Origin of the sequence: Sulfitobacter rhodophyticola, from assembly GCF_041281685.2 — a bacterium.
Lineage (GTDB): Bacteria > Pseudomonadota > Alphaproteobacteria > Rhodobacterales > Rhodobacteraceae > Sulfitobacter.
Genome location: NZ_CP166251.2, coordinates 1140898 through 1165826 on the forward strand (window position 1 = coordinate 1140898; position 24929 = coordinate 1165826).

The 24929-nt window shown below is 59.9% G+C and carries 26 protein-coding genes; 6 read left to right on the forward strand and 20 right to left on the reverse strand.

Annotation, left to right across the window (positions count from 1 at the left end; all coding sequences use genetic code 11):
* Positions 1-8: 8 nt before the first annotated feature.
* The 9 genes from AB4X18_RS06610 to AB4X18_RS06650 all read right to left on the reverse strand — a co-directional run bounded on the left by AB4X18_RS06610 (position 9) and on the right by AB4X18_RS06650 (position 8848).
* Complete coding sequence (locus AB4X18_RS06610; protein WP_370399339.1) at positions 9-275, reverse strand: hypothetical protein; 267 nt, start codon at positions 273-275, stop codon at positions 9-11.
* The gene (locus AB4X18_RS06615) at positions 272-1630 is read right to left on the reverse strand and encodes a DUF6638 family protein (RefSeq protein WP_370399340.1); all 1359 of its coding nucleotides are present in this window, start codon (positions 1628-1630) and stop codon (positions 272-274) included. The genes AB4X18_RS06610 and AB4X18_RS06615 overlap by 4 nt, the downstream gene beginning before the upstream one ends.
* 12 nt (positions 1631-1642) lie before the next feature.
* Entirely contained in the window at positions 1643-2254 is a 612-nt protein-coding gene (locus tag AB4X18_RS06620) for a hypothetical protein (protein WP_370399341.1), read from the reverse strand.
* Positions 2251-4188, reverse strand: a complete 1938-nt coding sequence (locus tag AB4X18_RS06625; protein ID WP_370399342.1) for an AAA family ATPase — start codon at positions 4186-4188, stop codon at positions 2251-2253. Before AB4X18_RS06625 ends, AB4X18_RS06620 begins: the two co-directional genes overlap by 4 nt.
* Before the next feature lie 97 nt (positions 4189-4285).
* On the reverse strand, positions 4286-5413 hold the full coding sequence (locus AB4X18_RS06630) for a hypothetical protein (RefSeq protein WP_370399343.1): 1128 nt from the start codon (positions 5411-5413) through the stop codon (positions 4286-4288).
* Between the two features lie 4 nt (positions 5414-5417).
* Positions 5418-5669 carry a hypothetical protein gene (locus AB4X18_RS06635; RefSeq protein WP_370399344.1) on the reverse strand — a complete coding sequence of 84 codons (252 nt, stop codon included), beginning with the start codon at positions 5667-5669 and terminating at the stop codon, positions 5418-5420.
* Positions 5644-6720, reverse strand: coding sequence for a hypothetical protein (locus AB4X18_RS06640; RefSeq protein WP_370399345.1), 1077 nt, complete (start codon positions 6718-6720; stop codon positions 5644-5646). The genes AB4X18_RS06635 and AB4X18_RS06640 overlap by 26 nt, the downstream gene beginning before the upstream one ends.
* Before the next feature lie 107 nt (positions 6721-6827).
* The gene (locus AB4X18_RS06645; protein ID WP_432817213.1) at positions 6828-8063 is read right to left on the reverse strand and encodes an MFS transporter; all 1236 of its coding nucleotides are present in this window, start codon (positions 8061-8063) and stop codon (positions 6828-6830) included.
* Positions 8060-8848: an alpha/beta hydrolase gene (locus AB4X18_RS06650; RefSeq protein ID WP_370399348.1), complete on the reverse strand. Its 789-nt coding sequence runs from the start codon at positions 8846-8848 to the stop codon at positions 8060-8062. The genes AB4X18_RS06645 and AB4X18_RS06650 overlap by 4 nt, the downstream gene beginning before the upstream one ends.
* A gap of 106 nt (positions 8849-8954) precedes the next feature.
* Here AB4X18_RS06650 and AB4X18_RS06655 point away from each other — a divergent pair, with 106 nt between their 5' ends.
* Positions 8955-10427 carry an NAD-dependent succinate-semialdehyde dehydrogenase gene (locus AB4X18_RS06655; protein ID WP_370399349.1) on the forward strand — a complete coding sequence of 491 codons (1473 nt, stop codon included), beginning with the start codon at positions 8955-8957 and terminating at the stop codon, positions 10425-10427.
* A 45-nt stretch (positions 10428-10472) separates the two neighbouring features.
* Here the strand turns inward: AB4X18_RS06655 and AB4X18_RS06660 are convergent, their stop codons facing one another.
* Positions 10473-11120 (reverse strand): hypothetical protein, encoded by a 648-nt coding sequence (locus AB4X18_RS06660; RefSeq protein WP_370399350.1) that lies wholly within the window; start codon positions 11118-11120, stop codon positions 10473-10475.
* A 79-nt stretch (positions 11121-11199) separates the two neighbouring features.
* Between AB4X18_RS06660 and AB4X18_RS06665 the strand changes: the two genes are divergently transcribed.
* Positions 11200-11733 (forward strand): RNA polymerase sigma factor, encoded by a 534-nt coding sequence (locus tag AB4X18_RS06665; protein ID WP_432817214.1) that lies wholly within the window; start codon positions 11200-11202, stop codon positions 11731-11733.
* Positions 11730-13631, forward strand: a complete 1902-nt coding sequence (locus tag AB4X18_RS06670) for a vWA domain-containing protein (RefSeq protein ID WP_370399351.1) — start codon at positions 11730-11732, stop codon at positions 13629-13631. The genes AB4X18_RS06665 and AB4X18_RS06670 overlap by 4 nt, the downstream gene beginning before the upstream one ends.
* A gap of 28 nt (positions 13632-13659) precedes the next feature.
* Here the strand turns inward: AB4X18_RS06670 and AB4X18_RS06675 are convergent, their stop codons facing one another.
* Positions 13660-14526: a LysR family transcriptional regulator gene (locus tag AB4X18_RS06675; protein WP_370399352.1), complete on the reverse strand. Its 867-nt coding sequence runs from the start codon at positions 14524-14526 to the stop codon at positions 13660-13662.
* 87 nt (positions 14527-14613) lie between these two features.
* Between AB4X18_RS06675 and AB4X18_RS06680 the strand changes: the two genes are divergently transcribed.
* Positions 14614-14910, forward strand: a complete 297-nt coding sequence (locus AB4X18_RS06680) for a YciI family protein (protein ID WP_370399353.1) — start codon at positions 14614-14616, stop codon at positions 14908-14910.
* A gap of 70 nt (positions 14911-14980) precedes the next feature.
* Here the strand turns inward: AB4X18_RS06680 and AB4X18_RS06685 are convergent, their stop codons facing one another.
* From AB4X18_RS06685 to AB4X18_RS06705, 5 genes are all read right to left on the reverse strand, one after another.
* Positions 14981-15451 (reverse strand): Hsp20 family protein, encoded by a 471-nt coding sequence (locus AB4X18_RS06685; protein ID WP_370399354.1) that lies wholly within the window; start codon positions 15449-15451, stop codon positions 14981-14983.
* 177 nt (positions 15452-15628) lie between these two features.
* Positions 15629-16417, reverse strand: a complete 789-nt coding sequence (locus AB4X18_RS06690; RefSeq protein ID WP_370399355.1) for a trypsin-like serine peptidase — start codon at positions 16415-16417, stop codon at positions 15629-15631.
* Between the two features lie 93 nt (positions 16418-16510).
* Positions 16511-17863: a glycolate oxidase subunit GlcF gene (gene glcF / locus AB4X18_RS06695; RefSeq protein WP_432817215.1), complete on the reverse strand. Its 1353-nt coding sequence runs from the start codon at positions 17861-17863 to the stop codon at positions 16511-16513.
* A complete protein-coding gene (locus AB4X18_RS06700) occupies positions 17863-19011 on the reverse strand; it encodes an FAD-binding protein (RefSeq protein WP_370399357.1) in 1149 nt (382 codons plus the stop codon). The genes glcF and AB4X18_RS06700 overlap by 1 nt, the downstream gene beginning before the upstream one ends.
* Positions 19012-19026: 15 nt before the next feature.
* Positions 19027-20469 (reverse strand): FAD-linked oxidase C-terminal domain-containing protein, encoded by a 1443-nt coding sequence (locus AB4X18_RS06705; RefSeq protein ID WP_370399358.1) that lies wholly within the window; start codon positions 20467-20469, stop codon positions 19027-19029.
* 80 nt (positions 20470-20549) lie between these two features.
* Here AB4X18_RS06705 and AB4X18_RS06710 point away from each other — a divergent pair, with 80 nt between their 5' ends.
* Both AB4X18_RS06710 and AB4X18_RS06715 read left to right on the forward strand, forming a co-directional pair.
* A complete protein-coding gene (locus AB4X18_RS06710; protein WP_370399359.1) occupies positions 20550-21242 on the forward strand; it encodes a DUF599 domain-containing protein in 693 nt (230 codons plus the stop codon).
* Positions 21243-21314: 72 nt separating this feature from the next.
* Positions 21315-21671, forward strand: coding sequence for a hypothetical protein (locus tag AB4X18_RS06715; protein ID WP_370399360.1), 357 nt, complete (start codon positions 21315-21317; stop codon positions 21669-21671).
* 7 nt (positions 21672-21678) lie between these two features.
* Here the strand turns inward: AB4X18_RS06715 and rlmH are convergent, their stop codons facing one another.
* The 4 genes from rlmH to AB4X18_RS06735 all read right to left on the reverse strand — a co-directional run bounded on the left by rlmH (position 21679) and on the right by AB4X18_RS06735 (position 24762).
* Positions 21679-22149, reverse strand: a complete 471-nt coding sequence (rlmH, locus tag AB4X18_RS06720) for a 23S rRNA (pseudouridine(1915)-N(3))-methyltransferase RlmH (RefSeq protein ID WP_370399361.1) — start codon at positions 22147-22149, stop codon at positions 21679-21681.
* Positions 22150-22169: 20 nt separating this feature from the next.
* Positions 22170-22583, reverse strand: coding sequence for a ribosome silencing factor (gene rsfS / locus AB4X18_RS06725; RefSeq protein WP_370399362.1), 414 nt, complete (start codon positions 22581-22583; stop codon positions 22170-22172).
* 149 nt (positions 22584-22732) lie between these two features.
* Positions 22733-23452, reverse strand: a complete 720-nt coding sequence (locus AB4X18_RS06730) for a hypothetical protein (protein ID WP_370399363.1) — start codon at positions 23450-23452, stop codon at positions 22733-22735.
* Positions 23449-24762 (reverse strand): mechanosensitive ion channel family protein, encoded by a 1314-nt coding sequence (locus tag AB4X18_RS06735; RefSeq protein ID WP_370399364.1) that lies wholly within the window; start codon positions 24760-24762, stop codon positions 23449-23451. Before AB4X18_RS06735 ends, AB4X18_RS06730 begins: the two co-directional genes overlap by 4 nt.
* Between the last annotated feature and the right edge of the window lie 167 nt (positions 24763-24929).

The window sequence follows — 24929 nt, forward strand, 5'->3', positions numbered from 1 at the left end:
AAACCCCTTCAGCTATGATTGGTCAGATAGATGATCAGCACCACCAGCACCATAGGCACCACATAGACACCCCAGATCAGCTTTTTCCGGATCGACCCGTCATACCGCTCCAGCCCGCGCTGCACAAAGGTCTGCTTGTCGACCTTCTGCGGCCCCTGATGCCATTTCTCTTCCAGCTTCCCGCGCCGCACCGACCGTGAATAGAACGACAGGCACACATAGACGACGGTCATAACGACGAAGCCCATGATCAACAAACGCACCAGTGCAATCATCTGCCTCTCCCCTTCACCGCGCCCCACGGACCGACGCGCGCGATCATCTCCGGCGCTGCATTGCGTCGCACCTCCGGCTCCGCCATTTCAGGTTCATGCCCAAAGAGCGCCTTGCGCGCGCCTGCCTTATCTACTTGATATTCCGCCTCAAGGAAATCAACCACATAGGCCTTCTTTGCCTCCGGCCAGCCCGCGTAGGTGCGGAAGAACAATTCCTTGTGACAGATGAACAACTGCCGCACGTCCTTGGGCGCAAGTTCCGCCAGCAGCATGTTCACAAGCGCTGCATCGGGGGTATCCGCAGCGCGAAGCGTATAGAAATACGCCGGATGATCCGAGGTGATGCGCGGCCAGGCCCCGCCACTCTCCGCCCAGTTTACAAGGGACGCCAGCGCATGAAACGCGGGCGGCAGTTGATCCCAATAGATCCGCGCCAGCCTGCGCATGTCCGCCCGGCTCGCCCCGCTCAACCCTTGATGGCTCCCCGCCACCGCATCGACCAGAATGAAATCCATCTTCTGCCGCAGGATGGCGGCGGCATCCACGCCCCGCGCCTCCACAATGGTCTCTGTCAGCCCGTTTAACTCGAAAAACTGTGCAATCTGATTGGGCTGGCTCGCATCAAACGCAAACGGCAGCGGCAATTCCCCCAGCCCCTTCGCCCCCGATGGCGCAATCACCGCCGGGTGCGCCACGTCCTGAAACAAGTACAGCCCGCCAAAATGCGCCGTCCAGAAATTGCGCTGATCAAACGACATTTCCTTCAGCCGCACCGGATTGCGCAGCACATCCCCCGTCTTGCCCGCCAGCCCGATCATATCCGCAATCAACACATCATCGAACCAGCCGTCCGGCTCGGTCCGAAACCGCTCCACCATCTCGCCCAGCCGCGCCGCATTGGCCACGGTGCCCGCAGTCGTATCCGCCTCAATCGTGATCCGCCGAATGTCAAAAAGCCGCGCGGGCGTGGAGACATCAAAGACCGAATTCACCAACTCCCCCGCCACCGCGTCTCGTGCGGTCAGGGCAAACAACTGCGCCTCATTCTCCGCAAAGAAGCGTTTGAGAATATCCCGCGAGGTCGAGAATTTGGTGTTGAGCAGAGGCGCGCTGCGCTGCTCCATGCTCAGCAGAATGAATTGGCGGTTCACCCCTTGGTGGTTGAGATAGAGGTCGTCTTGCAGCTCATCGCCGACTTCGGGGGAACAGCCGGAGATATCGACGTGGAAGTCGGTCAGTTCCGTGCGTTTGCCCGTGAGATGATGCAGCGCACGGTTATAGCGGTCCACAAGCGCGGGGCTGTCGATGTGGACGAGGTTGCCGAACATGAGGCCGGAGCGGATAAGGCGGTTCATTTTTGGTTTGCCCTATGCATACTGAGAACCATGGTCAATTTCCAATTCCATACCGTTCCACTTCCCATTACGGATGTTATGAAAACGGTACTTAGGCGACTGGTAAAGCTTCTTTACCCCGCTAAAACTGTCGTGCCCAATAAGCTGAACTTGCACGTAAGCGTCGGGAAACCTCATGAATATATCTTCGAGACGTACTCCCAACTCTGGGCGACCGATAGTGATTTTTGATCTGATGATGGAACCCGAGCCTTCCTTCAACTCCATTACATCAGGCAAAATTAGTCTCATTGCTCTCTTGTTGGTGCTTAAGACCAAGGAGTTCGAAAAACTCATTGGCAATACGTAATAGCTCCAGAATTCGGGCAAATTTTCGTTAATGCCTTGAACGGCAATCCTGCCAACAGCAGTTGTGTCAATTAAGTCAAAGTAACCAATCTTCTGAACTTTTATAGAGTAATGTGGTCTCTTCAGTTCTTTGGAGTAAATATGCCTGATGTTCTCAGAAAACCGGACTTTTGGACTCATGATCCAATGGAGAAACACTAAAGTGAGTAAGGTCGCGGGTACTCCAAGGCCAATCGCAATGGCATACTCAAAGACTCTCTCCCAGAATTCACTCACCCCTCACCCCCCGACAAATACCGCTTCTTAGCCGCAGCCATCCGCTCCATATCTCGCACAGCATTCGCAATCGCCACCTCATCCGACTTATCCGCATACCGGAACTCTGAATCCGCGTACCGATTGATCTCCTGCACCACCATCTCCACCGTGATCTCCTGCCGCATCCCCTCGATCATCGCCTTCTTCTCATCGTACCCTTTGAACAGAAACAGATCAGGCTCCGACATCCACTCATCCGGCAATTCAAAATCCATCGCCCGGACCTTCACCGCATCCGTGATGTTCTTGATCGCCCGCCCCGTGAACCGCGGGTCCGCCTCCTGAATGCCCTTCAGATACGTCCCCAGCTTGTTGATCGTATCCAACTCGCCAATCTCAGCACGCACCGCCTCGTACACCTTCAACAACCCCGCCTCATGTGGCTTGGAATGCCCCTCAAACGACGCCGCAACCGCCTTCTTGATCGCCTGCGCCTCAAACACGTTATGCTCGCCCAGCGGAATGTCATGGTTCTTGCCCATCAGCAGGAACAAGATGTCCACGTAATCCTCCCGCGTCTGCGGCCCATCAACGAGGAACCGTGCTCCAGCCCGCTGCCGCAACGCGTCGTCCACATTCTCCGGATAGTTCGAGAACATCCCAAATGTGCAATTGCCGCGCACGACGGTATTCGCCCCAGCAAAGCTCTCCATCAACACCGCCGTAATCTCCAACTGCCCCGCCGAAGATTGCCGATCCCCCCGCTTGCCCGCCAGCTGATCAATATCGTCAATCGTCCCAAACCCGATGACGCTGGGATCAATGATGTTATTGATAAACGCCTTCGCGTTCTGCCCCGATTTGCCCTGATAACTATCGATGTTATCCGTCGAAAGGTTCTGATACCGAAACGGATAGCCCGCGTTGCCGCAATACTCCGAAATCAGCCCCGCCATCATCTGAATGAGCGTCGTCTTCCCCGTCCCCGGCGCGCCGTCGCCCATGAAGGTGAAGATAAACCCGCCCAGTTCCGCAAACGGGTTCAACCGGCGGTCGAAGTCATAAGCCATCAACATCTTGCTGAGCTTCATCGCCTGATACTTGGCAATATGGTTGCCCACGACCTCGTTGGGCTTCTTGAACGTCATGGTCAGCGTGGTCGACTTGGCTTTCGACGCAGGCGAGAACCCCGACACCGTGAAATCATCCGCCTCCACCCGCCAGGATGCCGCCGCAAACCCCTCCAACCGCGGCGCTGTCTGCGCGCGCAAAGCGACCTTCTCCATCAACACTTCCGCAAACGCCGCCACGGTCCCCACCAGCCGCTCATCGTCGGAGCCATGCGCCGCGATATCCTGATCCAACTCCCACAGCGCCCCATGCAGCGCGGTCTGACCATTGTCGGTCAGCACCTCATCCACATCACCAACCTCAACGGAAACTTCCGGCAAATGCGACGACAACAAATACGCCGTCGCATTCCCGAACACGAAAAGCGTCACCAACGCCTCCGCCGCCAACAATTCCGAAAACTCCGACTTTCGCGCCGCAGGCAACGACCCCTCCAGATTGGCCCGCTTCAAATCACCAAGCCCCGACTGCTCCGCCACATTCTCCGCCACCGCCAACGCAATCGCAATCGCCCGGCGCAACACGTTCATCACCACCGCTTGCTGCGGGGACACCAGCGCATCGCCGCCATCCGAACCCTCAATCCGTGCCAGCAACTGCACCGCGCCCGCAGGCACCCGCCGCTGGGTCACCAACCCCGGCGTCGTGGACCGAAACCGCCGCCGGGTGCCAATACCACTCGACTTCTCCTGCCCCGGCTCCGCCACCGCGTTCCCGATCCGCGGCGCGTGATCAAACCCCGTCAGCAAGGCCAAAGCGACAGCCATATGCCCCGCAATATCCTCTTCCCGCAATTCCATCGCATCCGACGTCTGGCTCATCCCTCAATCCTTTTCATCTCGAACAACGCTCAGTCTAAACCGGCGCGCGCCCCTGCCCTTCCAAATGGTTCTAAAAACCCCCTCGGAGAGCTTAAATCTAGTATTGCAACACCCGCCCCTTGGGAGAGACCACGAATTTCCGCACCGACCCGAACCCAGGCGGGTTCTTCTCTTCCAACACCTGATAGGGCCGCTGCGGCAGGATGATGCTCCGCTCTACCCGCGTCGCGCCCAGATCCGCACCCTTGGCCCCAAACGGATCCAGCGCGAACACCTCTCGCTCCACTTTTGAAAACCACCCCGACTTTTCCTCGATCACCCGGTCGCTGACCAACTCCTCCTCGGTCCAGACCAGCGCCCAATCCTGCCCCTCGCGCGCGCGCGCTTCCGCGAGAACCTCGCGCAGCGGTCCCGCCTGCTGCGTGAACGCGTGGCTATACATCGGCCCAAGGTGAAACCGCCGCAGCCGCTTGGGATGCAGATCATCGAAATCCTCGTCAAACCCCTTGGCGATGGTCAGCAACTTCAACCCGCCCAGCGCCTGCGCGCTCAGATGCGCTTGCACCTCCGGCCAGCGCCGTGTGTCCTTGGGCAGGCCCGTGTCACCAGAATCTTCCACCTCCATCATGTAGATGACCGGCAGGTTCACCTGGCTGTCATAGCTCGCCCAATGCAGTCTGAACGTCCGCCGCCCATCCGAATGGGTGACCATCCACTCCGCCTCCGGATCGTTCTGCACCCAGAACAGATCCCCCTTCGCCAGTTCTTCGTAATAGAGCCGCTGTGACAGGGCGAATTGCAGCTTCGTCGGCACCTTGCGGTCGCTCAGAATGGTATGCACCATCTGATCCTTCAGCGCCTCATCACTCGGCATATCCTCCAGATGCCGCGCTGCCTGCTGCGCATCATTGGCCATCGTCATGATCTCTTCGGCCACGGGAAAGCCACTGTCCCGCGCGTCCATGGTAAGCGAACCGAAGAACCGACCTGTCTCCCGCCCCACCAACAGGTACTTCAGGCTCAGCGCGCGAAACGTAAACGTCAGCCGCGTGGCATAGCGCGTGAGGATCACCACCTCATCCCGCGTCAGCTGCCCTTCGGCCTCCATCACACCCGCCACCCGCAGCATATGCTGCATGATGCCCTCAAATTTGCGGAAGTACCTGCGCGACGCGAATGTATCGGACAGGCCAATGTGGTCCTTGTTGGGGGTGTGGTCTGTCACAGACTCAGTATCCACCACTGCCGTCACCCCCTTTGCCCAAACCGGACCTGTCACCATCACCGCTCCATCCACCCAGCGATACAAGGCCGACAACAACCAGCAAAAAACCTAAGCCGATCAGCCAAATCGAGAGATCAAAAAGAAGCGAAGTCGAAAGTACAACAATGCCTACAGTCAATACAGAATAGCGTTTCAGCCTCACCCCGTAGGATGCGTGCTCGCGTCCGTCTTCACGCCCCATACTGATTGCTGTCATGCTTCTCGATGATCTTCTGGAACCGCCGGGCAAAGCGTTCGTCCGCTTTCGCCTTGGCCTCCAGCACCTCCCGCGCGAAAACCATATGATCCTCGTGCTTTTCCATCATCTCCGCCATCCGCGCGTTCGTTGCTGCACCGATGCCTGCCATGGCAGACTGCGCTTCCTGATCCGTCTGCACGCCAATCTCGTTGATCCGGTGGGCCACATCCTGCTGCTGTGCGGTCTTCAGCGATTTGGTCAGCGCATCATACAGAACAACCCGCTGCTTCGTGTCCGTCTGGAGCTTGTTGATCAACACCATCTGCGTCGCCGCCTGGTTTTGCAGTGAATCGATCCAGGTCTTGCCCTTCTCGATATACCGCTCCAGCGTCTGGCTTTTCGCCAACTTCACCTGTTCCTCCTGCACCATCGCATTATAGCGGGTGTTGGCATCGGCCAACTGCGTCTCCAGCTTGGTGCGCTTGGCGGCATCCGTCTCTGACGCAATGGCGTTTTCAAGTTTGATGATCTCCGGGTCCATCCCCTGGATATCCGTGCGCAGAGCCTCCAATTCACCCACGGTAAATTCCCGCTCGTCCAGCGTCTCGGTCAGGTTCGCCTCCACCTTGACCTTCTGCTCTTCCAGCATTGCCAATTGACCTTCCAGCAACTGCACGATGGTGTCTGACTTGGAAATCAGGTCCTGCAACTTGTCATCGATGGACGCCGTGCGCACGCGTTCCTGCCGCATGCTGTCCGCCTTGGCGGAGGAAAAGATGCCGACAAAGCTTTCCCAGCCCGTCTTGTTGCGCATCTCGTCGAAATCGCGGCTGAACCCGGCAGTTACATCGTCCAGCCCCATGATCAGCTCGGCAATGTTGGCGTTCATGACCTCCGTATGGGCATGCACATCCTCAAGCGAGGCGTTCTCGATGTCGATCATTGCGTCGTCGCCGGTCTTCATCTTGGCGCGCGCGGTCTCGATACGGGCGGTCAGTTCCGCGATCTTGCCTTGGGCCTGTGCCACCTGCTCCTGGGATTCCCGCACTTGTGCATCCAAATTCGCCATTTCATGTCCCTGTTTTATGATCAGTTATTCTCAATATAGGGAATGTTACGCCTTTTTACATCCCCACTTCCTCCAAGTGTGACAAAACCCCGGTGCATTGAAAAGGGTCAGGTACGCGGGGGAGGCGGGGCCGGATCGACCCCCGCCCGCCGCGCGGTCAGCGCCAGACCGGTCCAGATCATGGCCCCCGCCGCCACATACCAGCCCAGTATCGCGCGGATATCCGCGTAAGGCATCTCCGCGACGTTCGACGCGGCCCCCGCCGCGACAAACAAAGACACCGCGAAGGCCAGCTTGCCCGCAAGGTTCTGCATCGACACATAGGTCGCCCGTACCTCGTCTCGCAGCAGCGGTTGGATGCGCCCCATCTTGAAAGGATGCGACAGCGCATCAGGCACGATCCGCAGGAAAAGTACCGCAATCGCGATCCAGCTTTGCGTCAGGGTCAGCACGGCAATCAGCCCGATCTGCATCCCGAAGGCCAGCAGCAAGATCCCGGTCAGCCCCAACCGCCCCCGCAGCCGAATGGCATAGAGAGACGCAAAGAAGGACATCCACATCATCACGGCAGAGACGGCCCCGCTCACCAGTGGGGTTTCATCGCCAAGCCCCACATCCGCCAAGGCAGACGCGATAAACGGCTGACCAAAGACAAACGGCAGATGGCTGAACCCGTACATCACCATCGCCAGAACAAATATCCAGCGCAGCACCGGCTGTGCCATAGCTGCGCGCAGGGCCCCGATCTGGCCGATGGTCGGGCCGACGGTTTGCTCCCGGGGGGGCTCCGTCAGGCGCATCGCAAGCGCAAGCGCCACCAGCATCGCAACCGCCGCCGCCCAGAATGTCGCGGGAAACGACCAGAGCGCCATGGCGCCTCCCGCCACCGCCGATACGGCAAACCCCCACAATGAAAACTGCAAGGCACGGGTTTCCTGCGTCTCGACCTCGTCCTCGCGGCCCGACGCGGCAAGGGATTCGTAAAGGGTCGCACTGTCGGTGCCTGACGCAAATGCGGCGCCTGCGCCGATCAGGACCTGTCCCGCCGCAAAGACCAGAAATCCATCGCCCATCGCCAGCAGAACCGACCCCACCGCACCGCTAAGCGCGCCTGCGATCAGCGTCCGCTTGCGCCCCATCCGGTCAGACAGAACGCCCAGCGGCACTTCAAGCAGCGTGACCGAGATGTCGTAGACCGCGTAAAGCGCGATGGCCGCAGCGGGTGACACCTCTTGCTGGAAATACAGGAACCAGACCGCCTGCCAGAACAGCAGCGATTGTGCGAACTTGAACCACGGATAAAGGCGCAGGTTCTCCGCCATGCTTGCCGATGCTGTGTTCACGCGCCGATCAATGCCTTGATCATGTCACTTTCCGGATCGGCGAATGCGTCGATCACATCGAAATGATGCTTGCCTTCGGCCACCACACGACGCGCGCCCCAAGCACGCGACAGAGCTTCGGCCTGTTCCAGAAATGCTGGTCTTTCCTCTGCCCCGACCCAGACGGTCACGTTGACCCCGTGCGGCGGCGTCATGTTGACCGGGCTTTCCGCCTGCGCGGCTTTGACGTCCAATCCGAACACCTCGTTCATCGAGGTCTCCAAAAGCGGCTCGAGATCCGCGACCGGAGAGATGGGCACCACCGCTTCGATCCGGTCGCGCACTTCGACGGGAAGGATCAGCGGGTCCATCATCCGGGCCACCAGATGTCCGCCTGCGGAATGGCCCGCCAGCGCGATGGGACCGTGCGTACGGTCCGCGACCTTTGTCACGGCGGCGGCAATCTGGCGGGTGATATCGCTGATGCGCACATCGGGACACAGATCATAGCTGGGCATCGCCACGGCCCATCCGCGCGCCATGGGACCCGCCGCCAGATGCGACCAGTAACTGCTGTCAAAGGCTTTCCAGTACCCGCCGTGCACGAATACCGCCGTGCCGCGCGGCACCCCTTCGGGCATGAACATGTCTAGCGATTGACGCGAAGATGGGCCATAGGAAACGCCGACCTGCGCCCGCGCGCCAAGGCTGTCGCGAAAGGCAACGGCCGCTTTTTCCCAGCGCAGCGGGAACTGATCCGCCCCGGCGATGTATTCACCGTTCTTGTAGGCCTCATCAAGCTTCATCGATCGTCTCCCTGATATGCCTCCGCATCGCAAAGGGTACAAAGCGGAACTGGACAATCATAGCCAATGTTGCTTTGGGTGCCACAAACAAAAGCGGAGACATCTGATGACCAGCAAGACGACCGATCTGAAATCCATGCTCAAGGACCCCAGCCTGCTGGAAACCCGCGCCTATATCGGCGGCAAGTGGGTGGACGGCGATGACGGGACGTTTGATGTCACCAACCCCGCACGTGGCGATGTGGTGGCCAAGGTGGCAAACCTGAGCCGCGCGCAGGTGGCGGGGGCCATCGCGCAGGCGGAAGCGGCGCAAAAGGAATGGGCCAGCTGGACCGGTAAGGAACGCGCGGGCGTTCTGCGCAAGTGGTTCGATCTGATGATGGAAAATCAGGATGATCTGGGCGCGATCCTGACCGCTGAACAAGGCAAGCCACTGGCCGAAGCCAAGGGCGAAATTGGCTATGGCGCGTCCTTCATCGAATTCTTCGGGGAAGAGGCCAAGCGCATCTACGGCGAGACAATTCCTGGCCACCAGCGTGACAAGCGCATCACCGTGATCAAACAACCTATCGGTGTCGCGGCGTCGATCACGCCTTGGAACTTCCCCAACGCGATGATCACACGCAAGGCTGCACCTGCGTTGGCAGCCGGTTGTTCCTTCGTTGCGCGTCCCGCCACCGAAACGCCCCTTTCCGCCATCGTCATGGGCGTGCTGGCCGAACGGGCGGGCATTCCGGCGGGCGTGTTCAACGTGGTGCCGACAAAATCCTCCTCCGAGGCGGGCAAGGAATTCTGTGAAAACCCCGCAGTGCGCAAGATCACGTTCACCGGCTCCACCGAAGTCGGGCGCATCCTGCTGAAACAGGCGGCCGATCAGGTGATGAAATGCTCCATGGAACTGGGCGGCAACGCACCCTTCATCGTGTTTGACGATGCCGATCTGGACGCCGCCGTCGAAGGCGCGATCCTGTGCAAATTCCGCAACAACGGCCAGACCTGCGTCTGCGCCAATCGCATCTACGTGCAGGCGGGCGTCTATGACACCTTCGCGCAGAAACTGAAGGCCCGTGTGGAGCAGATGAAGATCGGCGACGGGTTCGAGGAAGGTGTGGACCTTGGCCCGCTGATCAACCCGGCGGCGGGCGAAAAGGTCAAAGAGCACATCGACGACGCCACTTCAAAAGGTGCCACCGTCATCCTTGGCGGCAATGGTGCTATGGACGGCAACTTCCTGCCCCCCACCATCATGACAGGCGTGACCCAGGACATGCAGGTCGCGACAGACGAAACCTTCGGCCCGTTCGCGCCGCTTTTCAAGTTCGACAGCGAAGACGACGTGATCGCCATGGCCAACGACACCATCTTCGGCCTTGCATCCTACTTCTACGCCAAGGATCTTTCCCGGGTGTACAAGGTCGCTGAAGCGCTGGAATACGGCATCGTCGGCGTGAACACCGGAATCATCTCGACCGAGGTCGCGCCCTTCGGCGGGGTCAAGCAATCCGGCCTTGGCCGCGAAGGCAGCCACCACGGGATCGAGGATTATCTGGAAATGAAATACATCTGCATGTCGGTCTGATCCGACCTGCCTGACAACAAGGGGCCGCTCTTGCAGCGGCCCTTTTTATTGCGCTGCCAGTACCCTGGCCTTGAGGGCATCAAAATCCGCAAGCGGCATCCGCGCAAAGGTCACGTCAATCGGCAACTCCTTGTCTTCCTGATGCTGGTTCAGCGTAAAAACGGCACCTTCGTGCGACCAGATCCAGCTTAGTGCAACCAACCCCGTGTCCATCAGAACATCCGCGTCTTCTGCACGATAAAGCTGCTCCAGCCCCACACCGAATGCGTCGGCCAGCCCACTGCCGGGCGCACCGACGGCCTGCGCAATGGCGGCCTTGTACTGCTCGAACAACACGGCGACCTGCGCCTCGCGTTCTTCGTAATCCAGCGCCGCATAGGGATCGTCATAGAACATATGCGATGTCGCCAGCCCGACTTCCGGTGCGGCATATGCCGCTGCGGCATCCGCCCAATCGGCTTCCTCCTCCAGCATGGCTTCAAGGCCTTTGAGCATCGTCGCGAGCTCAGCCTCGGGCAGGCCCATCGCCCGCATCTTCGCCTCTGCCGCCGCAGCCATGTCTTCAAGCCGTTTGCCGGAAACACCTTCCGCCGCGATGCGCGCGAAAGTCGCCTCGTCCGCAGAGATGAGCCGGGCAAAGAGCGTTCCCAGATCATCTGTCACCGCCCATTGCCAAATCGAAATTGCACCCATCGCCCGTGCCCCTTTGAAAAAAATCCGCATCAACCACCAAGGATTGACCATCCAGCCCCGTCATACTTCAGTAATGCTAATGGAAACCAGCGATACCAGCTTGGCGCAGGCCGCCGCAAACGGTGACAGGGCCGCCTTCGCCACCCTGCTGGAGCGGCAGTACGATCGGCTGTTCGGCCTTTGCTTTCGTCTGACAGGGTCGCAGGCCGAAGCCGAAGACCTGACGCAGGACATCTGCGCGGCCCTGCCTGTCAAATTGCGCGGATTTCGCGGTGATGCGGCTTTTACGACATGGCTTTACCGGATCACCGTGAACGCCGCGCATGACCGCCGCCGTAAACAGGCAACACAGGCCAAAGCCGCCGACGGCTGGGGAGATTGGGAGGTCAACCGACGCGCCGGGGACGCGGAAACGGCTGAAGCGGTCGACTGGTTGACACAGGCCATGCGGGCCTTGCCCCCCGATCTGCGCGATACGCTGGCGGTGGTTCTGGACGATATGACCCATGCGGAGGCCGGCACCGTCCTGAATGTCTCCGAAGGGACGATCAGCTGGCGAATCTCGGAGGCCAAGAAAAAGCTGTCTCAGATGCGCAAGGAGGAAGAGCAATGAGCGACGACCTCAAAGATTTCAGGGATCTGATGGATGCGGCAACCCCGCGTCCCGACCCTGCGCGGCGCGCGGAAAACATCGCGCTGGCGCAAGAAAACTACGATGCGCTCCAAGGATCGCAGAATGGCGCGCGTCCTACTTCTGATCGCCCGAAAAGGGGCGTCTTTTCAGGAGTAGCTCACATGTTTTCCAACTTTATTTCTTCCCGCGCCGGGCTTACGGCTTCAACCGCACTGGTCGCTGTCGGCCTTGTAATGATCACTCCGCTGGGCGACGCACTGCGCCTGCCCGGCGGGCTGGACACCCGCACGCAAGCCGCACCAGAGGTCAGCCCGGCCGTCTTGCCCGCACCCGCACCCGAAGAAGCAGTCATCGTGGAAGACCCGGAAATCTCACTGCAAGTGGATTCTGCCGCTGAACCCATGGCCCCGATGGCAGTCACCCGCAGCCGCAAGGCGGTTTCCGGTCTTGTGCTGGATCACGAAGCGCCCATCGCCCTGCCGGAAACCAACACCGAAACCTTCGCCAACGCCCCGGCAAACCCGGTGCAGATCACGGCGGAATCCCCCGTCTCCACCTTCTCCATCGACGTCGACACGGCATCTTATTCGGTCATCCGTCGGTCACTGACGGGCGGAATGATGCCCCCGCAAGACGCCGTTCGGATCGAGGAAATGGTGAACTACTTCACCTATGATTATCCTGCACCGGAGGCTGGCACAGCCTTTGAGCCAACACTTTCCTTGACGCAGACGCCGTGGAACCCGGACACGCAGCTGCTGCAAATCGCGTTGCAGGGCGACATGCCCGCCGTCGACAACCGCCCGCCGCTGAACCTTGTCTTCCTGATCGACACGTCAGGCTCGATGAACAGCCCCGATAAACTGCCACTGCTCAAACAAAGCTTCCGCCTGATGCTGTCGCAACTGCGGCCTGAGGATGAAGTCGCTATCGTCACCTACGCCGGTAGCGCGGGTGAAGTGCTTGCTCCGACCGCCGCATCAGAGCGCAGCACGATCCTTGCAGCGCTTGATTTGCTGGATGCAGGTGGTTCCACCGCCGGGCAAGCCGGTTTGCAGCAAGCCTATGCCACCGCCAGTGCCATGACTGAGGAGGGCGAGGTCAGCCGGGTGATCCTTGCCACGGACGGTGATTTCAATGTCGGGCTGTCGGACCCCGAGGCGCTGAAAACCTACATCGCGGACAAGCGCGAAACAGGTACCTACCTCAGCGTGCTGGGGTTCGGCCGCGGCAATCTTGACGATGCCACCATGCAGGCGCTGGCGCAGAACGGTAACGGGCAGGCCGCCTATATCGACACGCTGGCCGAGGCGCAGAAGGTGCTGGTCGACCAACTGACCGGCGCGCTTTTCCCCATCGCCAACGATGTGAAGATCCAGGTCGAATTCAACCCCGCCACCGTCTCCGAATACCGCCTGATCGGCTATGAAACCCGTGCCCTGCGGCGTGAGGATTTCAACAACGACCGGGTGGATGCGGGTGACATCGGCGCGGGCCACCAGGTGACAGCGTTGTATGAATTGACGCCTGCTGGCTCTCCGGCGGAACTGAACGATCCGCTGCGCTATGGCACCGCTGAAAACGCGGGCGGGCCAAGCGACGAACTGGCTTTCCTGCGGCTGCGCTACAAGACACCGGGCCAGACCGACAGCGCGCTGATCGAAACGCCGATCACGACCGCGCAAACCGCGCCCGCCACTTTCGCCGCCGCCATTGCGGGCTTCGGCCAACTGCTGCGCGGTGGGACCTACGTGGGTGACTGGACCTATGCCGACGCCATTGATCTGGCCAACGCAACCAAGGGCGCCGACCCCTACGGCAGCCGCGCCGAAGCGATCCGGCTGATGCGTCTGGCGCAAAGCCTGTCGGCGCAGTAAACATCAAGGCGGGCCAGCGCGGCCCGCTTTACCACCGCACCTTTGCCAGCCACGCCTTGACTGCGACGATGACCGGGCGGTCCGCTTCATCCGCATGGGACAGCAGCCAGATGTCACGCCTTGGCAGCGGCGAAAGGCACGCCTGTTCGACAAGCTGCAGCCGCGCGTCCGCCTTGCCCACCTTGACCGGCAGCAAGGTCCGTCCGACCCCCGATGCCACGGCTTCCAATGCCGTATCTGCATCTGTCACACGAATCGGCGCGATGGCGTCACCGGTCTTTCCCACCCGCGCCGCCATCCACCGCGCCTGCGGCAAACTGCCCAACGTGTCATCATACAGGATCCACGGCACCATCTGCGACGGCGCGGTAGCCGCCGAAGCAAAGACAGCGAACCCGATTTCAGCCAGCTTCGCCGCCCGCACCCTGAGCCCACCTGCCACGGGCCGCGAAAACCGCAATGCGAGATCAGCCTCGCGTTTGGTCAGATCCAGATTGCGGCTGTCCGGGACCAGTTCGACTGTGATGCCGGAATGTTGGTCGTGCAGCGATGACACCGCGGGAATCAAAATGCGGTTGATCACGATAGGCACCGCGCTGATCCGCACTGTCGCCACAAGTTCCGCATCTTGCCGCCCCAACGCATCCTCCAGAGCGCGGCTTTCCCGCTCCACTGCTTCGGCACGCGCCAGAACGAACTCCCCCGCCGTGGTCAGGATGTGGCGGCCTGCGTCACTGCGAATGAACAACGGTGCGTCCAGCGCATGCTCCAACACCGCCAAACGGCGCGATACGGTTGTATCGCTGACCCCAAGTCTCCGCGCGGCAGCCGCGAGCGTCTCCGCCCGGTGGAGCGCCAGAACATATTTTAGATCATTCCAGTTAACGCTCTGCATTTTTGCAGGTTAACGCTGCAAGATCATTGCATCAATCCACACTCACGCAGTGATAGCCTGATACCGTCCATCCCCAAGGAGGCCCGTATGAAGTTCATCATCCTGTTCAGGGACAACCCCGATGCCGATCCTGATGTTCGCAAAACCCACATGCCGTTGCACCTTGATTTTCTGGAACGTCACCGGGATACGATTGATGCCGCCGGGCCGCTTACTGCTGAGGATGGAACTGGTGCGGGGGGCCTATGGATCCTTGATGCGCCAGACGCCGCAGCCGTTGAGGTGTTGGTGAAGGAAGACCCGTTCTGGCCGACCGGCCTGCGGCAGTCGTACGATATTCTTGCTTGGAAACAGGTGTTTGCCGATGGCACCCGGCAGATTTGAACCAAGGCAAGGTGAAACGAAAAAGGCCCGGCGCACTGCACCGGGCCTTTCCTGTCAGAGATGCGGGCGCTTAGTTGACCGCAGACGCGTCCACGACATCTTTTTCAATCGACCGTGTGTCCGACGCGATCTGGATCTGGCGCGGCTTGAGGGCCTCGGGCACCTGCCGTTCCAGATCAATGTGCAGCATGCCGTCCGCGTGCGCCGCCCCGGTGACCTGCACATGATCGGCCAGATGGAAACGCCGCTCAAACGCGCGGGTGGCGATGCCGCGATGCAGGAAGGTCTTGCCTTCCTCTTCGTCCGCCTTGCGGGCTGAAACGATCAACGCTTTCTCGCGGACCTCAACGCTCAGGTCGGAGTCAGAGAACCCGGCAACCGCGATCGAAATGCGATATGCATCATCCGCGGTTTTTTCAATGTTGTAAGGTGGATAGCTGGGGGTCGACCCCTCGTTGCTCAATACCCTGTCCATCATGTTTGCGATCTGGTCGAAACCGACACTGGACCGGTAGAGCGGTGCAAAATCAAAAGTACGCATGTGTCATCCTCATCTTTGAGCGATTATGTTGTGGGCCTTCCAACGACGGACAGACCCGGTTTGCATGTGCCAGAACCCTGTCTAGGCGTCCTGACCAGACATATCTGGGAAGCCCCAACGCAGGTTTCAAGACCCTGAAGGCATGCAAAAAACGCAATGAATCTGATGGGAAAGACCCTAGGGCCGGACGAACTTTGCGTCTGTATCACGATCGTCATTGCCGACCACAATTCGCTTCCGACCGGGGCCGGACGCATCATAGACACCCTTGCCCGACAAAAGATCCGCCTGCAACTGCGCCAGCGGCGCGCCCAGCGACGTGCCAAGCGACACCTGCGCACCGTCCACTTCCGCCTTGGCAGACACCACCGAAACGATATGCGCCTTGCCGTCCAGAACCGTGAAGATCGGCGCGCCGCTTGACCCGAAATCAACCGAACAGGAGGTTACAAGCACGCCTTCTTGCTGGGTGATCACGGTGCAGACTTCCTGCAAGGTGGGGGCTTCGGCACGATCACGGGCATAGCTGACCACACCGACAGAATCGCCGGGCCGGGGCCGTGCGCCGGTTGCAAAGGGCGTAATGGTGGTGTTGCGGATGGGGCGTTCAAGTTCAAGCAGGGCCAGATCATTACGCACCCGGCCTGAAGAAACCTCACCATCGTAGGAGTATTCTGGATGCACGACCGCGCGGCGAACGTTGCGATAGGCCCCTGCGCGTCCGTTGCGCCATCCTGCAAGGAATTCGACCTCTGCAGGATTAATCCGCTGCTTGGTGTCGCGGTCAAACAGGCAATGCGCCGCCGTGATGACCAGTTGCGGTGCAATCAGTGCCCCAGTGCAAAACCCGGTTCCACCGATATTCAGACGCCCCACGGCTTCCCATGCATCCGCATCCACGCCGGAGTCCAGGCGCTTCAGCGCCGCATCCTGTGCCAGAGCCGTCGTCGTGACGACAAAAGCCATCGAAAAAAGAGCCAGTAAACGCAGCAAAACGCACCCCAAAACAAGCAACGTCGTGAAGATGCCGCAAAGTTGGGGCAAAACTAAGGCAAAATCTTACCGTAATTTGGGCACGAGATCCTTTTGTGGCCGGTCTCCGCTTAACGCGGGGGGTTTTGGTCCACCCCATGCCCAATCCAGCAGTTCCACCGTGTGCACAACCGGCATGGAGGCCGCCGAGCCGATCTGCATCATGCAGCCGATGTTGCCCGCCGCGATGATATCGGGGTTGCGCGCTTCCAGCGTCTTCACCTTGCGGTCCTTCAGCTGCGCCGAAATTTCGGGCTGCATCAAGTTGTAGGTGCCGGCCGATCCACAGCACAGATGCGCATCCGCCGGTTCCACGACCGCAAATCCCGCCTGTTTCAGCAGGTCCTTGGGGTACGTCTTGATCTGTTGACCGTGTTGCAACGAACAGGCGGCGTGATAGGCGACAACAATGCCATCGGGCACAGGTTCCTTCGGGGCGGCCATTTCCGCCGTCCCGTCCTTGCGCAAATCAATCAACAGCTCGGATATGTCCACGGCGCGGTCAGAGACCCGCGCCGCATCCGCCGCCAGCACACTATCGTTGCGGAACATGTGGCCGTAGTCCTTGACCGTGGTGCCGCAACCGGAGGTGTTGATCACGATCGCATCCAGCCCGTCGCCATCCATTTCCGCACACCACGCCCTGATGTTCAGCGCCGCCGTTGCGTGGCTTTCGTCTTCCTTGCCCATGTGGTGCGTCAGCGCCCCGCAGCATCCCGCGCCTTCGGCCACCACCACCTCGCACCCCATCCGCGTCAGCAGCCGGATGGTGGCATCATTGATATCCGTGTTCAGCGCCTTCTGCGCACAACCGGTCATCAGGGCGACGCGTTTCTTGCGGGTTCCTTCGGGCGCGAAGCTTTGCGGATCGTCATTGCGGCTGACGGGGGGCACCACTTTGGGCGCCATCTCGATCATCGCGCGCAGGCGCGCATCGGGCATCAGCCCCGCAAAGGGCCGCGCCATCTTGGCCCCCCACAACGCCACACGGAACCGCATCGGATAAGGAAGAATGCGGGCCAGCACCCAGCGCAATGCGCGGTCGGTGATGGGACGTTTGTAGTTCTGTTCGATATAGGCGCGGGCATGATCAACCAGATGCATATAATGCACGCCAGATGGACAGGTTGTCATACAGGCAAGGCAGGACAGGCATCGGTCAATGTGCTTGACCGTCTTTTCATCCGGCACTCGCTCATTTTCCAGCATGTCCTTGATCAGGTAGATACGCCCCCGCGGACTGTCGAGTTCATCGCCCAACACCTGATAGGTGGGGCAAGTCGCAGTACAAAAACCGCAATGCACGCAGGCGCGTAAAATCTCGTTCGCGCGCGCGGTGCCGGGGTCCTTGAGCTGCTCGGGAGAGAAGGTCGTCTGCATCAGGTCATCACTCCGGGGTTGAGGATCCCGCGAGGATCGAATTTGGCACGGAGCCCTTCGGACAGCGCCGCCACGATGGCATTTTCAGGTTGAAATGAGGGGACGGTAGCGCGCACGTCATCGGGCGCCTTGATCAGTGTCGTATGTCCCCCCAGCCGCGCGGCATGGGTATGCATATGCGCGATCAGATCGGCATCACCCGCCTGTGCCCCGCTCCAGATCAGGCCACCGCCCCAGTCAAGGTAGTGGGTCATCCCGGTATGTTCATTCACTGCCGCGATGAAATCCGCAGCAGTACTGGGCCGAAGGGACGTCCGCGTGACGAATGATCGGTCCGCCAGATAAGTCATGTCCCGGATGTCCGTCCAAAGCGCGGCTGTCTTTTCCACATCCGCCTGAACCGCAGCTTCGCCGAACGCAGCCAAGCCCTTGACCAATTCGCCTGCGCGGTAGGCGACGGAGCTTTCCATCCCCTCCACCCGCAGATGCAGGGCCCCACCGTCTGCGTAGGGTCCGTAAAACGCGCCGGTGACTTCGAACGGTGTGGTCAATGCCGCCGACATCGCCGCAACAGCACGTCCCGGATCCAATCCTTCCAATGTCACAGTCGCTGCCGCATCCGGGCGCGGCAGCACCTTCAACGATACTTCCGTCAGCGCACCCAGCGTGCCGTACGCACCACACATCATCTTGGTCAGATCATAGCCGGTGACGTTCTTCATCACCCTCCCGCCGTTCTTCAGCACGGTACCTGCGCCATCAACGAACCGCACACCCAACAGCGAATCCCGGCATGCACCAACAGCAGACACCCGGCGCGGACCGGAGACATTGCCCGCAACGACCGCCCCGATGGTTGGCGTACCCTTCGTGCCGAGCAGCGTGCGCATATCCGAAGGCTCAAACGCCAGCATCTGCTTTTCGCGGGCAAGGGCGGCGTCGATGTCCGCCATTGGCGTACCTGCCATTGCAACCAGCGTCAGCGCGCCAGGTTCATAAAGTGTAATACCCTGCAGACCCGACAAAGAAAGCGCATCACCCTCAACCGGGCGTCCGATGGGCCGTGTCCCGCCGCCTTCGATCCGTAGGGGCCCCTTGGCCGCCGCAATGATTGCGGCAACCGCGTCTTCGGTTTTCGGTCGCTGCATGGCGCCCACTCCTGTCTATTCTGCGGCAACCTGCCGGTGGAGGGCGCTGGTCTCCAGCGGGAACACCTTGGCGGGGTTCAGCAACCACTGCGGATCGAACACGTCTTTCACCGCCATCTGCGCGGCCATGTCCTGCGGTTCGAACTGCACATTCATTAGATCGCGCTTTTCAATACCGACGCCGTGTTCACCTGTCAGACAGCCGCCAACCTCGACGCACAGCTTGAGGATATCCGCCCCGAACGCCTCGCAAAGTTCAAGATCGCCGGGTTTGTTGGCATCATAGAGGATCAGCGGATGCATGTTGCCATCGCCTGCGTGGAACACATTGGCCACATCCAGCCCGTATTCCTTCGACATCTCACCGATCCGGCGCAGCACCAATGGCAGTTCCGACACCGGGATGGTCCCGTCCAGACACATGTAGTCGTTGATCTGCCCCATCGCACCAAAGGCCGATTTACGGCCCAGCCAGATGCGCCCGGCTTCATCCGCATCCGCTGCTTCGCGCAGTTCGACGGGGTTGTGCTTGGACGCAATCTGCTTAATCAGACCTAGTTGCGCGTCGATCTCTGCCTCCGATCCTTCAACTTCGACGATCAGCAGGGCCTCGCACATCGGATAGCCTGCCTTGGCAAAAGCCTCGCAGGCTTCGATGCAGGGACGGTCCATGAATTCAATCGCCACCGGCAGGATACCTGCTTTGATGATATCGCTGACCACCTGCCCCGCCACTTCGCTGCTGTCATATCCCATCAGCACGGGCCGCGCGCCTTCGGGTTTGGGCAGAATGCGCAGTGTGGCTTCGGTCACCACACCCAACTGTCCTTCGGAGCCGCAGATCAGGCTAAGCAGGTCCAGACCACCAGCATCCATGTGCCCACCGCCCAATTCCGTGACTGTGCCGTCCATCAGCACCATCTTGATGCCCAGCAAGTTGTTTGTGGTCACGCCATACTTCAGGCAATGCGCCCCACCTGAATTCATCGCGATGTTCCCTGCAATCGCACAGGCCAACTGGCTGGAGGGGTCTGGTGCATAAAAGAACCCATCGGATTCGACCGCACCTGTCACGCTGAGGTTGGTACGACCCGTCTGCACGCGAATGAGCCGGTCATCATAGTCGACCTCCAGCACATCCGCCATGCGCGCCACACCAAGGATCACGCTGTCGGCGGTGGGCAACGCCCCTCCGGCCAGTGACGTACCGGCCCCACGCGGCACGACCGGCACACCTTCTTCATGGCAAATCCGCAGGATCGCTGACACTTCATCGGTGTTGCGCGGCAGAACGGCAACCATGGGCGGGCAGCGATAGGCGCTCAGCCCGTCACACTCATATGCGCGGGTTTCGGCAACATCATGGATAACCGCATCTTTCGGCAGCGCATCTTGCAACCGCGAGACGACGCGCGCCTTGCGCGCCAGAATGGCAGGATCAGGCTGTGGCATTTCCATCGTGCATCTCCTCTTTGGTAAACTAATATTACCAATTTTGCAGTCTGGCAAGTTCTATCGCCAAACTCTAATAACGCGCCATGACATTACTTGACCGTCTCATCCTGTTTTCGCCGCTCGACATGATCGCCGTGGGCACCATGCTGGTGATCTGGCTCGCGGTCGGCTGGCGCATTGAACATCCTAGCGCGAAAAGGCAGTCCGTCTCGAAGATTATGGCAGAGTATCGCCGCGAATGGATGCGCCAGATGATCACGAGGGAACCCCGCATCTTCGATGCGCAGACGCTGTCAACGTTGCGGCAGGGCACATCCTTTCTGGCATCGACCTGCGTCATTGCCATCGGCGGGTGCCTTGCCCTGATCGGCAACACCGAAAGCCTGTCTGGCGTCGCGGAAGAGTTGATTTCAACCATGCATCCGAAAATCGTGTGGGAAATCAAGATTTTGTTGATTGTCTTTTTCCTCACCAATGCCTTTCTTAAATTCATCTGGTCGAACCGGCTTTTTGGCTATTGTTCCGTGCTGATGGCGGCAACACCGAATGACCCATCCCACCCGGACGCCCCGCGCATGGCTGCCAAGGCTGCTGAATTGAATGTTGCCGCGGCGCGCGGGTTCAATCGCGGTCTGCGGGCGGTTTATTTCGGTCTGGCATCGGCGGCGTGGCTTGCTGGACCCATTGCGCTGCTTGGGGCTGCCTTCCTGACACTGGTGGTGATCTGGCGGCGGGAATTCGCCTCTCGCTCACGTGAGGTGCTCTTGGAAAGATAGTACGTTAACTTATATGTTAATTTCACGAATATCGGCGCATTTATGCCAACATTACAATCCAGGGTGATCATTATGTTAACCCGACCGCTTCTGATACTGGCCCTTGTTTCTGCCACGCCCGCCTTTGCCGACCCACCGGTCATCAACCATGTGAAGGCGAAAAAAAACGGCAGTTCATGGACATTCGATGTAACGCTCAGCCACGGCGACACGGGGTGGGACGATTATGCGGATGGATGGCGTATTCTGGATGCGAACGGCGGGGTGCTTGGCCTGCGCAGGCTGGCCCATCCGCATGTCAACGAACAGCCCTTTACACGGTCACTGTCCGGCGTAGCCATCCCTGACGGGGTCACCAGTGTCGGCATTCAAGCCAGCGATTCGAAGGGCGGCTGGTCATCCGGCGTCACGCAATACCGCCTTCCCTGACCCATTCTCAGACCCGGTGATAGGGCGTACCCGCAAGGATCGCAGCGGCGCGGTATAGCTGTTCGGCCACCATGACCCGGACCAGCATGTGCGGCCAGACCATCTTGCCGAACGACAGCGCATGGTCCGCCTGGCCGCGCAAAGCGGGATCAATGCCATCCGCACCCCCGATGATCAGCGCCAGATCACCGCGCCCTGCATCGCGCCAATCGGCCAGACGACGCGCGAACTGTGGGGAGGTTTCGACCTTGCCACGCTCATCCAACACGCAGATTGCCGCCCCCTTCGGCAAGGCCCGACGCAGCAGATCGGCTTCAGCCGCCATGCCGCCGCCCTTGCGATCCTCGACTTCGGCCACACTTGCGGGGCCAAGGCCAAGGCCCCGGCCCGTCCGGTCAAACCGGGTCAGATAATCGTCAATAAGGTCTTTCTCGGGCCCTGCGCGCAGGCGCCCGACAGCGCAGATATGAACCTTCACAAGGCCGGGGCCCTAAAGGATCAGTTCTGCGGCACGGCGGCTTCTCCGCCATCCAGCCACATCTTCTCCAGCTGGTAGAAGTCACGCACCTCCGGCCGGAAAACGTGTACGATCACGTCGCCCGTGTCGATCAGCACCCAATCGCCGATGTCCTTGCCTTCCATCTTCGGAGAAAAGCCAAAGTCATCCTTGACCTTCTGCGCCAGCTTTTCCGAAATCGCAGCCACCTGCCGGGTCGAACGGCCCGAACAGATCACCATGTAGTCGCCGATCTCGGTCTTGCCGCGCAGATCGATCTGCACGATGTCTTCGGCTTTGTCAGATGTGAGGGAGTCAAGGACGGCTGCAAGCAGTGCGTCGCTTGTGGTGGTATCACTTGCGACCTGCATCAAGGTCGCCCGTGGGTCCGCAGCTTGAGCTGCGTCAGTTTGCATGGACAGAACATTGTCCTCCTTACGCTGCACGCCAGTCAGGTTGGCGCTTCCGGTGCTTCAAGACTAACAACGAAAGCGTGACATTTCAATGACACAGGGGTGCATGGATACTTGAACACACAGGATCTGGTCCGTGACGTACCGTCAAATCAGGCAGTCTGGCTCTTTGAGAACCGTTCGCGCCACTCCTGATCGAGCGCATCCAGCACCGCCACATTGATTTTGTCGGCGAATTCCGCATGATGGCCGCTTGGTGTGGCATATCCCAAAGCCTCCTCCCTTGCGCGCAAATCGGCGATGTTTGGTGCATGGGGTCCGGCAATGTCACGCAGACCTGATGCCGTCGCGCGTTCAAACACAAGTGATGACGTATCCTGCGACAGGTTCACGCAGGCACATGCCTGTAGCGCCGCGATCAGCGCAAGCCGCGCCGATTTGGCCCCCAGATCGCGCAGGCTGACATCTGGCCGCAATGGATCCGCCGTTCCGGTGCCGTAGAAATGCGTCGCACCTGTCTTGGGATAGACCATATCGCAGCCCATGAACGCCAGCACATCCGGCTGCAAGGCATCGAGCGCCCAATAGGCTGCGGTATAGGCCATGGTCGCCCCCGCGAAGACGAACCCGCCAAAGCGGTTTTGTGCTGGCACAAAAGCATCCGCCTCGATCAGGTGTTGCACGGTCGCAATTTCGCCAGGCCGCCGGTCAACCGGAAAATCCTCAGGAAAGACCAGATCATCCCAATCCGGCCGCACCCGCCAGGCGTTGTTGATGACCACAACCCGGTCAAACCACGCGCGCGGCCAATCCGCTGCCTGCACCGCATTGGGCCCGCTGCCCAATATCAGCACTACACCGCCCTTGTTCACTCCGGCTCCCCAAGCATCCGCACTTCGCGCTGCGGGAACGGGATCGAGATTTCGTGCTCCTTGAAGGTATCCCACAAGGCCAGATACACATTTCCGCGAATGTTGGTCAGCCCACCCGTGGGGTCCCGGATCCAGAACCGCAGGATGTAATCCACGCTGCTGTCGCCGAAGCCGACGATGTGACACACCGGCGCGCGGTGGCTGAGCACCCGGTCCACGCCCTTGGCCGCATCAATCGCCAGTTTGCGCACCAGATGCGGATCACAGCCGTAGGAGGTGCCAAAATAGATATCGAGCCGCACGAATTCGTTGGAATGCGACCAGTTCACGACCTGCCCGGTGATCAGGTCTTCGTTCGGGATCAGGTATTCCTTGCCGTCCCGCGTCACCACCGAAGCGTAGCGCGCGCCCAGCGTCTGGATCCAGCCGAACGTCTCCCCCAGCGAAATCACGTCACCCGGCTTGATCGACTTGTCGAGCAGGATAATCACCCCGGACACAAGGTTCGACACGACCTTTTGCAGACCAAAACCAAGGCCCACACCAATCGCACCCGACAGCACCGCAAGACCCGTCAGGTCAATGCCGACGGCCTTGACGCCCATGTAGAATGCAAAACCATAGAACGCCAGTTGCACGGCCTTGACGGCCAGCACCTGCATTGACGGGCTGATCTCGTTGTTGGACCGGATCGTGCTTGCGGTGGCCTGACTTGCCACCCGTGCCATGGTGATCAGCACCCCGATCACGACAAGTGCCGATATCAGCGTCAGAATTGAAAGCCGGAAATCCCCGACTTCGATGGCCAATCTATCCAGAAACGCCGCCACATCGTCTGATACGTTGAGCAGATACAGCGTGGCATAGATCCACAGCGCCCATGTCACGATGCGCCTGATCGGCCTGTTGCGCACAAGCTGCGCAGCAAAGGCGATACACACCCAGACAGTAGCCAGTGTCGCGCCCAATCCGACAAGATAGGAACGCGACGGCCAGGTAATATTCTGCATAACGGCATAGACTGCCCAGGCCATCAGTGCGAACCAGATCAACCCCAGCCTGCGCCGCGCCACCACGATCAGGCGCAACTGCCACTTCGCCCAGCCTTCACGCGCACGCACATAGTTTTGCACCGCAGTATCCGAATAGCGGTGCAGACCCCACGCAATGAGCGCCAGCCCAAGAACGATCAGAACCTGATTTTGCCGCCAGCCGGGTGTAAGCACTCCTGACAGAAAGCCGAGCGCGTTGACCCAAAGCCCTTCAAGAGTAACAAGAAAATCCGCAAATGGGTCGCTGGTTTCGTTCATGAATGCTCCTTCCACGGAAAACTGCCCGAAGGCGCAGTGAGGCGCAAGCTTTCACCGCTCGCTGACCCCTTGATAGAATACCCTGCTGAATGCTATTGGATCGCCATGACACACGTGTTTGATATCGGCGATCATGCCCGCCTGCTGGAGCGGTTCTTTACCCTCTT